The sequence below is a fragment of the Paraburkholderia guartelaensis genome, from assembly GCF_004353905.1.
Taxonomy (GTDB): Bacteria; Pseudomonadota; Gammaproteobacteria; order Burkholderiales; family Burkholderiaceae; genus Paraburkholderia; species Paraburkholderia guartelaensis.
Genome location: NZ_SMOD01000023.1, coordinates 1 through 15,746, shown reverse-complemented (window position 1 = coordinate 15,746; position 15,746 = coordinate 1). Strand labels below are relative to the sequence as shown.

General features: G+C 65.9%; 14 protein-coding genes. 8 read left to right on the top strand and 6 right to left on the bottom strand.

The features are described 5' to 3' along the window. Positions 1 to 11: 11 nt before the first annotated feature. On the top strand, positions 12 to 1,613 hold the full coding sequence (nadB, locus tag E1N52_RS26565; protein ID WP_133185786.1) for an L-aspartate oxidase: 1,602 nt from the start codon (positions 12 to 14) through the stop codon (positions 1,611 to 1,613). A gap of 91 nt (positions 1,614 to 1,704) precedes the next feature. Here the strand turns inward: nadB and nadC are convergent, their stop codons facing one another. The 5 genes from nadC to purN all read right to left on the bottom strand — a co-directional run bounded on the left by nadC (position 1,705) and on the right by purN (position 7,640). Further along, on the bottom strand, positions 1,705 to 2,604 hold the full coding sequence (gene nadC / locus E1N52_RS26560) for a carboxylating nicotinate-nucleotide diphosphorylase (protein WP_133185785.1): 900 nt from the start codon (positions 2,602 to 2,604) through the stop codon (positions 1,705 to 1,707). Beyond that, positions 2,605 to 3,735: a quinolinate synthase NadA gene (nadA, locus tag E1N52_RS26555; protein WP_133185784.1), complete on the bottom strand. Its 1,131-nt coding sequence runs from the start codon at positions 3,733 to 3,735 to the stop codon at positions 2,605 to 2,607. It abuts the gene before it with no gap. Between the two features lie 175 nt (positions 3,736 to 3,910). After that, positions 3,911 to 5,107: a DesA family fatty acid desaturase gene (locus tag E1N52_RS26550; RefSeq protein WP_133185783.1), complete on the bottom strand. Its 1,197-nt coding sequence runs from the start codon at positions 5,105 to 5,107 to the stop codon at positions 3,911 to 3,913. Positions 5,108 to 5,592: 485 nt separating this feature from the next. Beyond that, positions 5,593 to 6,984 carry an RsmB/NOP family class I SAM-dependent RNA methyltransferase gene (locus E1N52_RS26545; protein WP_133185782.1) on the bottom strand — a complete coding sequence of 464 codons (1,392 nt, stop codon included), beginning with the start codon at positions 6,982 to 6,984 and terminating at the stop codon, positions 5,593 to 5,595. Next, positions 6,981 to 7,640: a phosphoribosylglycinamide formyltransferase gene (gene purN / locus E1N52_RS26540; protein ID WP_133185781.1), complete on the bottom strand. Its 660-nt coding sequence runs from the start codon at positions 7,638 to 7,640 to the stop codon at positions 6,981 to 6,983. The genes E1N52_RS26545 and purN overlap by 4 nt, the downstream gene beginning before the upstream one ends. Before the next feature lie 190 nt (positions 7,641 to 7,830). Between purN and E1N52_RS26535 the strand changes: the two genes are divergently transcribed. The 6 genes from E1N52_RS26535 (at position 7,831) to dut (ending at position 15,198) form a co-directional block, all read left to right on the top strand. Beyond that, complete coding sequence (locus tag E1N52_RS26535) at positions 7,831 to 8,826, top strand: bifunctional riboflavin kinase/FAD synthetase (protein ID WP_133185780.1); 996 nt, start codon at positions 7,831 to 7,833, stop codon at positions 8,824 to 8,826. A 141-nt stretch (positions 8,827 to 8,967) separates the two neighbouring features. Continuing rightward, positions 8,968 to 11,817, top strand: coding sequence for an isoleucine--tRNA ligase (gene ileS, locus E1N52_RS26530; RefSeq protein WP_133185779.1), 2,850 nt, complete (start codon positions 8,968 to 8,970; stop codon positions 11,815 to 11,817). After that, positions 11,817 to 12,332 carry a signal peptidase II gene (gene lspA / locus E1N52_RS26525; protein ID WP_133185778.1) on the top strand — a complete coding sequence of 172 codons (516 nt, stop codon included), beginning with the start codon at positions 11,817 to 11,819 and terminating at the stop codon, positions 12,330 to 12,332. Before ileS ends, lspA begins: the two co-directional genes overlap by 1 nt. A gap of 85 nt (positions 12,333 to 12,417) precedes the next feature. Further along, entirely contained in the window at positions 12,418 to 13,647 is a 1,230-nt protein-coding gene (coaBC, locus tag E1N52_RS26520) for a bifunctional phosphopantothenoylcysteine decarboxylase/phosphopantothenate--cysteine ligase CoaBC (protein WP_281282739.1), read from the top strand. A 67-nt stretch (positions 13,648 to 13,714) separates the two neighbouring features. Then, positions 13,715 to 14,719 carry an LLM class flavin-dependent oxidoreductase gene (locus E1N52_RS26515; RefSeq protein ID WP_133185777.1) on the top strand — a complete coding sequence of 335 codons (1,005 nt, stop codon included), beginning with the start codon at positions 13,715 to 13,717 and terminating at the stop codon, positions 14,717 to 14,719. Positions 14,720 to 14,751: 32 nt separating this feature from the next. Next, positions 14,752 to 15,198, top strand: coding sequence for a dUTP diphosphatase (gene dut / locus E1N52_RS26510; RefSeq protein WP_028205273.1), 447 nt, complete (start codon positions 14,752 to 14,754; stop codon positions 15,196 to 15,198). A 54-nt stretch (positions 15,199 to 15,252) separates the two neighbouring features. Here the strand turns inward: dut and E1N52_RS26505 are convergent, their stop codons facing one another. Further along, positions 15,253 to 15,477, bottom strand: coding sequence for a hypothetical protein (locus E1N52_RS26505; RefSeq protein ID WP_165979449.1), 225 nt, complete (start codon positions 15,475 to 15,477; stop codon positions 15,253 to 15,255). 109 nt (positions 15,478 to 15,586) lie between these two features. Between E1N52_RS26505 and E1N52_RS26495 the strand changes: the two genes are divergently transcribed. Next, positions 15,587 to 15,746: helix-turn-helix domain-containing protein (locus tag E1N52_RS26495; RefSeq protein ID WP_165979410.1), on the top strand; the 160-nt coding region annotated here is incomplete at its 3' end.

The following is a 15,746-nucleotide window of genomic DNA, read 5'->3' as shown; positions in this document are numbered from 1 at the left end:
GAAGCAGGATCATGAATTTCGATGTAGCGATCGTCGGCAGCGGCCTCGCAGGACTGAGCGTCGCGCTGAATCTCGCCAGCACGCGTCGCGTCGTGGTGATCGCCAAGCGCGCGATGAACGAAGGCGCGAGCGACCGCGCGCAGGGCGGCATTGCCGCCGTGCTCGATTCGGCCGACAGCGTGGAGAACCACGTTGACGATACGCTCGTCGCCGGCGGCGGCCTGTGCGACGAGGCGGCCACGCGCTACATCGTCGAGCATGGCCGCGAGGCCATCGAATGGCTGATCGCCCAGGACGTGCCGTTCACGAAGGACGCCGCCGCCGAACTCGGCTTTCACCTCACGCGCGAAGGCGGTCACAGCCATCGCCGCATCATCCACGCCGCCGACGCCACCGGCCACGCGGTCGTGCAAACGCTGCTCGAGCGTGCGCGCTCCCACCCGAACATCACGATCCTCGAAGACCATCAGGCGATCGACGTCATCACGTCCGACCGGCTGGGCCTGCCGGGCCGTCGTTGCCACGGCCTCTATGCGCTCGATCTGAAGAACGACCGCACGGTGACGATCCAGGCGCCGCACACGGTGCTCGCCACGGGCGGCGCGGGCAAGGTCTACCTGTACACGACGAATCCCGACACGGCCACCGGCGACGGCATCGCCATGGCGTGGCGCGCGGGCTGCCGTGTGGCGAACATGGAGTTCATCCAGTTCCACCCCACCTGCCTCTTCCACCCGCACGCCAAGTCGTTTCTGATTTCGGAAGCCGTGCGCGGCGAAGGCGGCGTACTGCGCCTGCCCGACGGCACCCGCTTCATGCCCGCGCACGACGCACGCGCCGAGCTGGCGCCGCGCGACATCGTCGCCCGCGCGATCGACTTCGAGATCAAGCGGCACGGCATCGACTGCGTGCATCTCGACATCAGCCATCAGCCGCCGGCATTTCTCGAAGAGCACTTCCCGACCATCCTCGCGCGCTGCCGCGAATTCGGCATCGACATCACGAAGGAGCCGATTCCCGTGGTGCCCGCCGCGCACTACACCTGCGGCGGCGTCGTCACCGACCTGGCCGGGCGTACCGATCTCGCGGGCCTCTACGCTGTGGGCGAGACGTCGTACACGGGCCTGCACGGCGCGAACCGCCTCGCGAGCAATTCGTTGCTCGAGTGCCTCGTGATCGGCCGCTCGGCGGCCGAGGCGATCGAGGCGGAAGGCTTCGGCGCGGGCGCGCATGCGCCGCTGCCCGACTGGGACGAAAGCCGCGTCTCCGATTCCGACGAGGAAGTCGTGGTTGCCCACAACTGGGACGAGCTGCGCCGGCTGATGTGGAATTACGTCGGCATCGTGCGCACCGACAAGCGGCTCGAGCGCGCGCAACATCGCATCGCCCTGCTGCGCGATGAAATCCTCGAGTACTACGCGAATTTCCGCGTCACGCGCGATCTGCTCGAATTGCGCAACCTCGTCGAAGTCGCTTCGCTGATCGTGGAAAGTGCGCGCTCGCGCCGCGAGAGCCGTGGCCTGCACTACAGCCGCGACTGGCCGAACTCGCTGCCCAAGGCGCTGCCGACCGTGCTCGCTCCGGAGCACGTACGCAATCGCACGGTTTCCTGAGCCTAACGAATTAAACGCACCGCAAAAACAAAGGCCGCCTCATCGCGAGGCGGCCTTTTTCGTTCTGGTTCAGCCTGGCGAACTCGCGGCTTCAGACAATACGCATCGAAAAATCGGTCGCGCGCACGTCCTTCGTCAGCGCGCCAATCGACACCTGGTCCACGCCCGTTTCCGCGATCGTGCGCACCGTGTCGACGTTCACGCCGCCCGAGACTTCGAGCACCGCACGCCCCGCCGTGAGCTTCACCGCGTCGCGCATCATGTCGAACGAGAAGTTGTCGAGCAGCACCGACTTCGCGCCGTGCGCGAGCGCCGCGTCGAGCTGTTCGAGCGTCTCGACTTCGATCTGGATCGGCACGCCTGCATCGAGCGCGAGCGCAGCGTGCATCGCCGCCCCCACGCCGCCTGCCGCAGCAATGTGGTTCTCCTTGATCAGGATGCCGTCGTAAAGCGCGAGACGCTGATTGGCGCCGCCGCCCACGCGCACCGCGTACTTCTGCGCGAGGCGCAGGCCGGGCATCGTCTTGCGCGTGTCCAGAATGCGCGTGCGGGTGTGCGCGACCATGTCGACGTAGCGGCGCGTCACGCTCGCCACGCCCGAAAGCAGCTGCAGGAAGTTCATCGCGTTGCGCTCGGCCGTGAGCAGCGAGCGCGCCGGACCGCACAGCGAGCAGACGGTCGTGTCGGCGGCCATGCGGTCGCCTTCGCGATAATGCCAGCGCACCTCGATGCGCGGATCGACCTGCTTCACCACGCCGTCGAACCAGAGCACGCCGCACAGCACCGCTTCTTCGCGCACGATGATGCGCGCGTCGCGAATTTCATCTGCGGGCACGAGGCGGCCGGTCTGGTCGCCGGGGCCCACGTCTTCTGCGAGCGCGTCGGCCACGTTGCGTGCGATCGCGGCGTCGAACGCCGCGCCGTACTGCGAGCGCACTTCATCGAGCACGGGCGAAACGGCATCGACTGCGAGCAATTCGAGTGCGCCCATTTACGCCGCCCCCACTTGCGAGAACAGCGCGGTGTCGCGCGCGAGGTCGCCACTCGCCTGCACGCGGCGCTTGTGCTCGGCCGCGAACGCCAGCATGCGATCGATCGGCAGGCGCGCACGCTCACCGATCGCGCTGTCGACGTGGATCTCGTTGTGACCGCGCTCCAGCACGTCGGCGAGATTCGCCAGACCGTTCATGGCCATCCACGGGCAATGCGCGCAGCTCTTGCAGGTGGCGCTGTTGCCGGCCGTGGGCGCTTCGATGAAGGTCTTGCCAGGCGCCGCGAGACGCATCTTGTGCAGAATGCCGAGATCGGTCGCGACGATGAAGCGTTGCGCGTCGAGCTTCACGGCCGCGTCGATCAACTGCGTGGTCGAGCCGACCACGTCCGCGAGCGCGACCACGCTCTCAGGCGATTCAGGGTGGACGAGAATCTTGGCGTCCGGATATTCGGCGCGCAGCAGATCGAGTTCGATGCCCTTGAATTCGTCGTGCACGAGGCAGGAGCCTTGCCACAGCAACATGTCCGCGCCGGTCTTCTTCTGGATGTAGCCGCCCAGGTGCCGGTCCGGCGCCCACAGGATTTTTTCGCCCTTCGCGTGCAGGTCGGCGACGATCTCGAGACCGATGGATGACGTGACCATCCAGTCCGCGCGCGCTTTCACGGCCGCGCTCGTATTCGCATAGACGACCACGGTGCGGTCCGGATGCTCGTCGCAGAACGCCGAGAATTCGTCGATGGGGCAGCCGAGATCGAGCGAGCACGTCGCGTCGAGGTCGGGCATGAGAATGCGCTTGTTCGGACTCAGAATCTTCGCCGTCTCGCCCATGAAGCGCACGCCCGCGACGACGAGCGTCTGCGCTTCGTGGTCGCGGCCAAAGCGCGCCATCTCGAGCGAATCGGCCACGCAGCCGCCGGTTTCGTCGGCCAGCTCCTGCAACTCAGGATCCACATAATAGTGCGCGACAAGCACCGCCTTCTCGCGCTTGAGCAACGCGCGAATCCGCTCCTTCATTGCAACGCGTTCTGCAGCGGACGGCGCATCGGGCACGCGTGCCCAAGCTTGTCCAACGCTGCAGACGGCACCCTGCGGCCGGTCATATTCGACCTTCCTGATCGCCTGACTCATCATCTCCTGCCCCTACCGATCGCCGCGCCATTGAAGCCATTGTGGGGACTCCGGCTTTTTTGCGGCCCAAAAAGAAAAACCCCGCCAGCGCGGGGTTTTGTGACGTCTCGTCATTCTAAAGGATTTTCTTACGCCTCACTGAGGGGCCAAAATCCGCTCGGGACGATCAGGCCGATCAAGCGTAACGGCGCAGGCGCGAAGCGAATTCCTGCAGCGCCTTGATTCCGCTTTGTTCAGCGCGATGGCACCAATCCTGGAGCTGCGTGAGCAGTTGTTCGCGCGAGGCGCTCGAACGCTCCCAGATTGTCGCGAGTTCGTTGCGCAGTTCGATGAACGTGCGCAGCTTCTGGCTGTTCGCGAAGATTTGCGGCAGCTGGCGCTTTTGCGGTTCGTTCAGGCTGGCTTCTTCCTTGTCGAACCACTTGCGCGCGCCGCGCATGACCTTGTACTTCTCGCGCTCGCCCACTTCCTTCAGGTGCGCCAGTTCCTGGCGATAGGCCTGCTTCACGGCCTTCGCGTAGCTCGCCATGACTTCATAGCGGTTCGAGAGCACGGCCTGCAGCGTTTCGTGATCGGCCACGAGCTTGCCCTTGGCGAGACGCGGGGTAGGCGCGACCTTCTTCACCTTGGCGAGACCAACGGCCTGCATCATGCGGATGTACATCCAGCCGATGTCGAACTCGTACCACTTGTTCGACAGCTTCGCGGAAGTGGCGAACGTGTGGTGGTTGTTGTGCAGTTCTTCGCCGCCGATGATGATGCCGAACGGCAGAAGGTTCGTGCTTGCGTCAGACGAATTGAAGTTGCGGTAGCCCCAGAAGTGACCGAGGCCGTTCACGACGCCCGCAGCCCAGAACGGGATCCACGCCATCTGCACGGCCCACACGGTGAGGCCGACCGCGCCGAACAGCGCGACGTCGATCACCATCATGATGCTCACGCCGAGAATGGGGTAGCGCGTGTAGACGTTGCGCTCCATCCAGTCGTTGGGCGTGCCGTGGCTGAAGCGGCGCAGCGTTTCTTCGTTTTTCGCTTCGGCGCGATAGAGTTCGGCGCCTTCGAGCAGCACCTTCCAGATGCCGCGCGTTTGCGGGCTGTGCGGATCTTCTTCCGTTTCGCACTTGGCGTGGTGCTTGCGGTGGATCGCGGCCCACTGGCCCGTCAGCATGCCCGTGGTCATCCACAGCCAGAAGCGGAAAAAGTGGCTCGCAATGGGATGCAGATCCAGGGCGCGGTGCGCCTGGCAGCGGTGCAGGTACACCGTCACGCCGATAATCGTGATGTGGGTGACCACCGCCGCGAACAGCACGATCTGCCACCACGAGAAATGGAGCACCCCGTGGGCGAGGAAATCAAGCAGGGAGTTCAACAAGGCATTTACCTGTGAAGCGAAGCGCGTCGGCCTTTCAGCCAGGCGCCAGTGTCAAGAAAGTGAAAGCGACTAGATGCGGTTGGACGGCATTCTACTAGAACCGTTCCAAGTGTTTGTAACAAAGGGAGATTTTTTTCTTTATTGGTTACGGCGTCAACATCTGAAGGACGTTTCGAGGCGCTTTGCCGCACCTCAACTGGCACTTTCCGTGATATCTGACCCCATCTAGTCTTTCACGGCAATCCCATGTTCCGCGCACTCTATTCAGAATCCTAGTTCGAGTTGCACGGCGTCGCCTGATTATTCGATGCGATATTGCGTTCGCGGGAAAACGGGTCGCGATGTGATACGTCATCCAGCCCTGAATACTTTCCGCGCTGATGATGTCGCCAATACGCAACGAGCGGTCGGCCAACGCGACTATCGCGGACCGCCCGGCTTCTCCCCGCCGGACGATCCCGCAAGCCTCGCACCCGCCGCGCGCTTTACTCCAGCGCAGCGTCCGGCTCGGCGGCTTCGCTCTCCTGCGCCTTCGCGATCGCGTCAGAGGCCTCTTGCTCCGCTGCAGCCTCTTCGGGCGTCGTCTGCGCGCCGGCGGCCTTCGTCTTCGGCTTGGCTTCGCCGCGACGCTCCAGCACGGCCGCGAAGAAGCCGTCGGTTGCGTGGCGGTGCGGCCATAGCGAGAGGTAGTCGCCCGTGTCGAGGCCCACGCGCTGCTCGGCCAGAACGTCGCGCGCGCTCACCAGCACGAACTCGGGGTGCGCCTCGAGGAACTGCTTCACGACCGCTTCGTTCTCGGCTTCGAGGATGCTGCAGGTCGCGTAGACGAGGCGGCCGCCGCGCTTGAGCAGGCGCGCCGCGCTCGTGAGAATCGAAAGCTGCTTGGGCGCGAGCTCGGCGATCGATTCCGGCGACTGGCGCCACTTGAGGTCGGGGTTGCGGCGCAGGGTGCCAAGGCCCGAGCACGGCGCATCCACGAGCACACGGTCGATCTTGCCGATCAGCCGCTTGATCTTGGCGTCGTGCTCGCTGTCGATCAGCACCGGATTGACGTTCGACAGGCCGCTGCGCGCGAGGCGCGGCTTGAGCTTGGCGAGACGCCGGTCGGACACGTCGAAGGCGTAGAGACGGCCCGTCGAGCGCATCATCGCGCCGAGCGCCAGCGTCTTGCCGCCCGCGCCCGCACAGAAGTCCACGACCATCTCGCCGCGGCGCGGCGCGAGGAGCGTGCACAGCAGCTGGCTGCCCTCGTCCTGCACCTCGAACCAGCCGTTCTTGAACGAGTCGAGTTTCGAGAGGGCAGGCTTGCCCGTCACGCGTACGCCGAACGGCGCGAAAGGCGTTTCGCCGCCTTCGATGCCCGACTCGGAGAGCGAGCGGATCAGCTCCTCGCGACTCGCCTTGATGGGATTGGCGCGCAGATCGAGCGGCGCCGGGTAGTTGAGCGCGGCGGCCAGTTGCGCGAGTTCGGCGGGCTCAAAGCGCGTTTCCAGCGCCTTCATGATCCACTCCGGCAGATTCAGCTGCACGCGCTGCGGCAGGCTCGCCGGGTCGATCTTCGCGACGTGCTCGAGCCAGGTCGCCTCGGCGTCGGAAACGAACGGACGGATCGCCGAGCGGCCCGCCGTCGCCATGAGGCCGAGCAGCGTGAGGCGGCGCGTCGGGCTGCCCGTGCCGCTTTCGGCCAGGTGCGCGAACTCCATGCGCCGGCGCAGCACCGCGAACACGGCTTCGGCGATCACACCGCGCTCGGCGTGGCCGAGCTTCGGATGCTCGCGGAAGAAGCGGCTCGTCACGGCGTCGGCCGGGCCCGTGAATTTCAGGACGTCGGCGAGCAACGTTTCGGTCTGTCCAATCAGAAAACCATGCAGTCTCATGCGCCCTCCCCGGCGGCTTGCGAGTCGTCAAAGAAGAGCCACTGTGGCTCGCCCGGCGTGAGCGTCACGCGTTCGCCGTCGAGCGCGAGGCGCCCTTCGACGAACCAGCGCACCGCGCGCGGATACATCAAATGTTCGGTCTTGAGCACGCGCGCGGCCAGCGCCGCGGCGTCGTCTCCCGCGCGCACCGGAACCACCGACTGCCCGACGATCGGACCATGATCGAGCGTGGGCGTGACGAAATGCACCGTTGCGCCGTGCACGCGGCAACCGGCGTCGAGCGCCTGCTGGTGCGTCTTGAGGCCCGGAAACATCGGCAGCAGCGAGGGATGGATATTGAGCATCCGACCCGCATAATGGCCGACAAAGGATTCGGTCAGCACGCGCATAAAGCCCGCCAGCACGACGAGGTCCGGCGCGTAGCCGTCGATGACTTGAGCGAGCGCCGTGTCGAAGCTGGCGCGATCGGGAAACTGGCGGTGATCGACGACCGCCGTGGCAATGCCGTTCGAAGCCGCGAACGCGAGGCCCGCGGCGTCAGGACGGTTGGCAATCACGGCGGCGATGCGCGCGCCCCAAGCTTCCTGCGCGCAAGCGCGCACGATGGCTTCCATGTTGCTGCCCCGCCCCGAAATCAGGATGACGAGATTTTTCATCCGCGGATTTTATCATCGGGGGGCCTGCTCAACGCTCGTGCGGCGGCGATCGTCGCTTCGTGCGTTTATAATCTTCTGTTTCGTCGCGGTCCTTGGGGCCGCGAGTGGCCAGGTCACCCGGTCAGCAGTCGATCATTAGCACGCGTGCTGCGCCAGCGCGCTTTTCGAGGTTCCACCAGGTTCCGCTATCGTGAGAGTCTTCCGCGGTCTTCCCAATGCCGAGAGCCGCGCGCCCTGCGCGCTGACCATCGGCAATTTCGACGGTGTCCACCGCGGGCATCAGGCATTGCTCGCGCGCGTGCGCGCGGCAGCCGACGCGCGCGGCCTGCCCGTCTGCGTGATGACCTTCGAGCCGCATCCGCGCGAGTTCTTCAACCCGGCCAGCGCCCCGCCGCGCATCGCCATGCTGCGCGACAAGCTCGAGGCGCTGCGCGAGAACGGCGTGGACCGCGTGGTGGTCGAGCATTTCAACCACACGTTTGCGAGCCAGTCGCCCGAGGCGTTCGTCGAGCGCATCATCGTGGGCGGGCTGCACGCGCGCTGGATGATGATCGGCGACGACTTCCGCTACGGCGCGAAGCGCGCGGGCGACTTCGCTTCGCTGCAGGCCGCGGGCGCGCAGCACGGCTTCGAAGTCGAGCAGATGGCGACCGTGGCCGATCCTTCGGGCGTGCGCATTTCCAGCTCCGCCGTGCGTGCGCAACTGCACGCGGGCGACCTCGATGCCGCGCGCGCTTCGCTGGGTCGCGGCTACCACATCAGCGCGCACGTCACGCACGGCCTGAAGCTCGGGCGCGACCTTGGCTTCCCGACGATGAACCTGCTGATCGGCCACAAGCGGCCGGCGCTCAAGGGTATCTTCGTCGTGATGGTGCATGGCATTGCCGACCATCCGCTGCCGGGCGTCGCGAGCCTCGGCCTGCGCCCGACCGTGGACGACTCGGGCCGCGTGTTGCTCGAAGTGCATCTGCTCGACTGGCACGGTGACGCCTATGGCAAGCTCGTGCGCGTCGAGTTTCTCAAGAAGCTGCGTGACGAGGAGAAGTTTCCCGACCTCGAAACGCTCACCGCCGCGATCGCTCGCGACGTGGCGAACACCCGCGCGTGGTTCGCCGCCGCGGGCGCAAACGTGGCCGGCGGCGCATCCACCGGCTTTGCCACCTCGGCCACCGACCGAATTAGGTGACCCGCGGCCCGCATACGCGGGCTGCCCCGCCCCCAGGCGCCGCGTGCTCAAAGCACGGCATGCAGCGCCCGAGGCGACGGTTGCGCGGCATCGGCCGCAACGCTGACGCCATGCATCCCCCGAATTCCACGTGATCTCACCATGAGCGACAAGAAAGCATCCTCCGGCAAGCCGCAGAAGACCGAATCCAAATATCCCGTCAATCTGCTCGACACCCCGTTCCCGATGCGCGGCGACCTGCCCAAGCGCGAGCCGCAATGGGTCAAGGAATGGGAAGAGAACCAGGTCTACGAGAAGATCCGCGCGGCTTCGAAGGGCCGCAAGAAGTTCATCCTGCACGACGGCCCGCCGTATGCGAACGGCGACATTCACCTCGGCCACGCGGTGAACAAGATCCTCAAGGACATGATCGTCAAGGCGCGCAATCTCGCGGGCTTCGACGCGGTCTACGTGCCGGGCTGGGACTGCCACGGCATGCCGATCGAAATCCAGATCGAAAAGCAGTTCGGCAAGTCGCTGCCCGCGCAGGAAGTGATGCAGAAGGCGCGCGAGTACGCGGCCGGCCAGATCGAGACGCAAAAGAAGGGCTTCAAGCGCCTGGGCGTGCTCGGCGACTGGAACAACCCGTACAAGACGATGAACTTCGTGAACGAGGCCGGCGAGCTCCGCGCACTCGCGAAGATCATCGAGAAGGGTTATGTGTTCCGGGGTCTCAAGCCCGTGAACTGGTGCTTCGACTGCGGCTCGGCGCTCGCTGAGGCCGAAGTCGAGTACAAGGACAAGACCGACCCGACCATCGACGTGCTGTTCACGTTCGCGCAACCCGCCGAAACGGCGGCCGCGTTCGGCCTGCCCGCGCTGCCGCGCGAGGAAGGCGGCATCGTGATCTGGACCACGACGCCCTGGACGATTCCGTCGAACCAGGCGCTCAACGTGCATCCGGAGATCGACTACGCACTCGTGGACACGCAACGCGGCCTGCTGATCCTCGCCGTCGAGCGCGTGGAAGCGTGCATGAAGGAGTTCGGCCTCGAAGGCAAGATCGTCGCCACGACGAAGGGCGAAAAGCTCTCGCTGCTGCGCTTCAATCACCCGCTCGCCTCGGCGCACCCGGGCTACAAGCGCACCTCGCCGATCTATCTCGGCGACTACGTCACGACCGACACCGGCACGGGCATCGTGCACTCGGCGCCGGCCTACGGCGTGGAAGACTTCGTGTCGTGCAAGGCGCACGGCATGGCCGACTCGGACATCATCAGCCCGGTGATGGGCGATGGCCGCTACATCGAATCGCTGCCGCTGTTCGGCGGCCTCTCGATCTGGGCCGCGAACCCGAAGATCGTCGACGCACTCGACGCCGCCGGCACGCTCTTGCGCAGCGAGAAGTACCTGCACAGCTACATGCACTGCTGGCGCCACAAGACGCCGATCATCTACCGCGCCACCTCGCAGTGGTTCGCGGGCATGGACGTGACGCCCAAGGACGGCGGCAAGACGCTGCGCGAAACGGCGCTCGAAGGCATCGAGGCGACGGCGTTCTACCCCTCGTGGGGCAAGCAGCGCCTCTATTCGATGATCGCCAACCGCCCGGATTGGACGCTCTCGCGCCAGCGCCAATGGGGCGTGCCGATGGCGTTCTTCGTGCACAAGGAAACCGGCGAGCTGCATCCGCGCACGCTGGAGCTGCTCGAACAGGTCGCGCAGCGCGTGGAAAAGGAAGGCATCGAAGCGTGGCAAACGCTCGACCCGCGCGAGCTGCTCGGCGACGACGCCAACATGTACGAGAAGAACCGCGACACGCTCGACGTGTGGTTCGACTCGGGCACGACGCACTGGCACGTGCTGCGCGGCTCGCACAAGGATGAACTCCAGTTCCCGGCCGATCTGTACCTGGAAGGCTCGGACCAGCACCGCGGCTGGTTCCACTCGTCGCTGCTCACGGCTTCGATGCTCGACGGCCGCCCGCCCTATAACGCGCTGCTCACGCACGGCTTCACCGTCGACGGCGAAGGCCGCAAGATGTCGAAGTCGCTCGGCAACGGCGTCGATCCGCACGAAGTGGCGAACCGTCTGGGCGCGGAAATCATCCGTTTGTGGATCGCCTCGACCGACTACTCGGGCGAGCTGGCCATCTCGGAAGAGATCCTCAAGCGCGTGACGGAAGGCTATCGCCGTATCCGCAACACGCTGCGCTTCCTGCTCTCGAACCTCTCGGACTTCGACTTCGAGAAGCACGCGCTGCCCGCAAGCGAATGGCTCGAGATCGACCGCTACGCCGTCGCGCTCACGCATACGCTGCAAAACGACGTGCTCGCCCACTACGACCGCTACGAGTTCCACCCGGTTGTGGCCAAGCTCCAGACGTTCTGCTCGGAAGACCTGGGCGGCTTCTATCTCGACGTGCTGAAGGACCGCCTCTACACGAGCGCAGCGGACTCGAAGGCCCGCCGAGGCGCGCAAACGGCCCTGCATCACATCACGCATAGCCTGTTGCGCATCCTCGCGCCGTTCCTGTCGTTCACGGCCGAAGAAGCGTGGAAGGTGTTCCAGCCGCAAAGCGAAACCATCTTCACCGAAACCTTCCACGCCTTCCCGGACGTCGAAGGCGCGCCGGAGCTGATCGCCAAGTGGACGCTGCTGCGCGAAGTGCGCGGCAACGTGACGAAGGCGCTCGAAGAGGCGCGTGTGGCGAACCAGATCGGCTCGTCGCTGCAGGCCGAAGTGCGCATTCTCGCGAGCGGCGCGCGCTACGACGCCCTCGCCTCGCTCGGCGACGACCTGAAATTCGTGCTGATCACCTCGGCGGCGGAAATCGTGAAGGTGGATAGCGAAGCGGAGGAAGGCGTCGAAGTGGTCACCTCGAAGTACCTCAAGTGCGAACGCTGCTGGCACTACCGCGAGGACGTCGGCGCGAACGCGGAGCATCCGGGCCTGTGCGGCCGCTGCGTTGCGAATCTGTTCGGTGACGGTGAAAAACGGAGCGCGGCATAATGGCAAAAACCCTGCCGAAGCAGTCCAGGTCGAATGGCGCGGGCGGCACGCTCGCGCCGTGGCTGGGGGTCGCGGTCATCGTGATCCTCGCCGATCAGCTCACGAAAATCGCCATCAACAAGGTGTTCAGCTACGGCGAAGGCCGCGTGATCACGCCGTTCTTCAACCTCGTGCTGGTCTACAACAAGGGCGCGGCATTCAGCTTCCTGTCGGCTGCAGGCGGCTGGCAGCGCTGGGCATTCACGGCGCTCGGCGTCGTGGCGGCGCTCGTGATCTGCTATCTGCTCAAGCGCCATGCCACGCAGAAACTCTTCTGCACGGCGCTCGCGCTCATCATGGGCGGCGCACTCGGCAACGTGATCGACCGCCTGCTGTACGGCCACGTGATCGACTTTCTCGATTTCCACGTGGGCGGCTGGCACTGGCCGGCGTTCAACCTCGCCGATAGCGCGATCTGCATCGGCGCGGTGCTGCTGGTGTTCGACGAACTGCGGCGCGTGCGCGGCGCGCGCTGAGCGTGCAGGCTGCACCGCAACTTCGTTACGTGGAACCGGAGTCAGGCGCTAAAGCGTCAACTCCGGTCGACAAAGGAGCTGTGACTTGAACACGTCCGCTGCAAATCCAGGCGAACTGGCCGGCCGCCACCTCGTGCTCGGCATGACGGGCGGCATTGCCTGCTACAAGATCGCCGAGCTCACGCGCCTGCTGACCAAGGCCGGCGCGACCGTGCAGGTCGTGATGACCGAGGCGGCCACGCAGTTCATCACGCCGGTCACGATGCAGGCGCTCTCGGGCCGCCCCGTCTACACGAGCCAGTGGGACGGCCGCGTGCCCAACAACATGGCGCACATCGACCTCTCGCGGGAAGCGGACGCCATCGTGATCGCGCCCGCCTCGACCGACTTCCTCGCCAAGCTCGCCCACGGTTTCGCCGACGACCTGCTCTCCACGCTGTGCGTGGCGCGCGACTGTCCGCTGCTGGTCGTGCCCGCGATGAACCGGCAGATGTGGCAAAACCCGGCCACGCAGCGCAACGTCGCGCAACTGCGCGCGGACGGCATCGAGACGCTCGGCCCCGATTCCGGCCCGCAGGCGTGCGGCGAGATCGGCGACGGGCGCATGCTCGAACCCGAGGCCGTGTACGAGGCGATCGTCTCGTTCTTCGCGCCGAAAGTGCTCGCGGGCCGCAAGCTCCTGATCACCGCCGGCCCGACCTTCGAGCCGCTCGATCCCGTGCGCGGCATCACCAACCGCTCGAGCGGCAAGATGGGTTTCGCACTCGCGCGCGCCGCGCAGCAGGCAGGCGCCGAGGTGCATCTGGTCGCGGGCCCGGTCGCGCTCGAAACGCCGTGGGGCGTGTATCGCGAAGACGTCCAGACCGCCCAGCAGATGTACGACGCGGTCATGCGCGCCGCGACCGATGCCGATGTCTTCATCGGCGTGGCGGCCGTGGCCGACTGGCGCGTCGACCATGTCGCCGAGCACAAGATCAAGAAGACCGCCGAGCACCGCATGCCGACGTTCGCGTTCGTCGAGAACCCGGACATCCTTGCCTCGGTCGCCGCCTTGCCGAATCCGCCGTACTGCGTGGGCTTCGCCGCCGAAAGCGGCGACCTCGAGGTGCACGGCGAAGAAAAGCGCGCGCGCAAGAAGGTGCCGCTGTTGATCGGCAATCTCGGCCCGCTCACCTTCGGTCAGGACGACAATGAAGTCGTGCTGTTCGAGGCGAGCGGCCGCAAGCCGCTGCCGCGCGCGGCCAAGCAGGCGCTCGCGCAGACGCTCGTCGCCGAAATCGCGCGGCGTCTGCCGGACCCGAGCATCATCTCGTGACGCTCGCGCCGGCGCACCCGTGTGCCGGCGTGCGGCGCCGCGAACACAGGCAAGGAGCAGTACTGCCATGACACTGCTTTCCGTACTCGACCAGTCGCCCGTCATCGCCGGGCACAGCGCGGCCGACGCCATCGCCGCCACCATCGAGCTGGCACAGCTCGCCGACGACCTTGGCTACACGCGCTACTGGTGCGCCGAGCATCACGGCCTGCTGGGCGTGTGCAACCCCTGCCCCGAAGTCATGCTCGCGCGTTTGGGCAGCGTCACGAAACGCATCCGCATCGGTTCGGGCGGCATCATGCTGCCCTATTACAGCGCCTTCAAGGTCGCCGAGCAGTTCATGATGCTCGAAGCGCTCTTTCCGGGGCGCGTCGATCTCGGTGTCGGGCGTGCGCCGGGCGGCGACATGCGCACGGCCCAGGCCGTGGCCGCGGGCACGTACAACCGCGGCGACCAGTTCCCGCAGCAGGTGCAGGATCTCGTCGGCCTCATGGACGGCAAACTCCCCGCCGACCACCTCGCGCACGGCGTCGTGCTGCAGCCGCAGATCCAGACGCGCCCGCAACTCTGGGTGCTCGGTTCGAGCGACTTCGGCGGCAACCTCGCCGCGCAGCTCGGGCTGCGCTTCTCGTTCGCGCACTTCATCAACGCGCACTTCGGGCATCTGGTCGCCGAGGCCTATCTCGACCGCTTCAAGCCTGGCCACGAAGCGAAGCCGTATCTGGCGTGCGCCGTGTTCGCGATCTGCGCCGACACCGAAGCCGAGGCCGCCGACCTCGAAAAGGCCGTCGACCTGCGCCGCGTGCAGATGGCCTACGGCCTGAACGCGCCGATCCCGAGCCTCGAGCAAGGGCGCGCGCAGGAATACGGCGAGCGCGAACAGATCGTGATCGACCGCGAGAAGCCGCGCAGCGTCATCGGTACGCCCGAGAGCGTTACCGAGCGCCTTCTCGCCATCAAGGACAACTTTCGCGCCGACGAACTGATCGTGCTGACCGTTGCGGGCAGCTACAAGGCTCGTCTGCGCTCTTATGAACTGCTCGCCGAGGCGTTCCAGCTGCCTCGCGCCTGAGCGATCCACCACCGCCCCCTCACCCTGACTTCATGAAAATCGACATCAAGATCCTGAACGAGCGCATGCGCGACCAGCTGCCCCATTACGCCACGCCGGGCAGCGCCGGCCTCGACCTGCGCGCGTGCCTCGACGCGCCGATCACGCTCGAACCGGGCGAAACGAAGCTCGTGCCGACGGGCCTCGCCATCCACGTGGCCGATCCGGGCTACGCGGCGCTGATCCTGCCGCGCTCGGGCCTTGGCCACAAGCACGGCATCGTGCTCGGCAATCTGGTCGGCCTGATCGACTCGGACTACCAGGGCGAACTGATGATTTCGACCTGGAACCGCGGCCACACCACCTTCACGCTCAACCCGCTGGAGCGCCTCGCGCAGCTCGTGATCGTGCCGGTCGTGCAGGCGCAGTTCAACATCGTCGACGACTTCGAGGCGAGCGAGCGCGGCGCGGGCGGCTTCGGCAGCACGGGCAAGCACTGACTCAGGCGGTTGCGCCGGCAACAAAAAAGCACGCGCTGGCGTGCTTTTTTGCGTTTAGACGGAAGCTTCGGTTCGCTGCGCCGCGCCGGGACGCCGGCGATACCAGAGCGCATACACCACGACGAGCACCGCGAGAAACGCGAGGCCGTAGGCCAGCGTCATGCGGAATTCACGCGTAAAGGCCGTGCCGGCCAGAATGCCGAGCATCAGCAGCGCGCCCAGCACGCTCGTGAACGGAAAGCCCCACATGCGCCCCGATGGGCGGGCAAATTCCCCCACCTGTGGGCACCTCAAAATCCCCCACCTAGAGACACGCGGAGCATGATGCTGGCGCGGTCTGGCAGGACGTTACCTTGCACCCCTCGAATGAAGAAGAGGGGTTGTTGGAGTGAATGTCTTGAAGCCGCATCTGCAAACAACCATCGCCACGCTCGTCGCAGCGGGCAAACGTCAGCGGGAGATCGCCCGGATTACGGGCGTTGACCGGAAGACGATCCGTAAGTACCAGGAGCAATTCGCGGCGGCGCAGGCAAATTCCCCCACGGTGC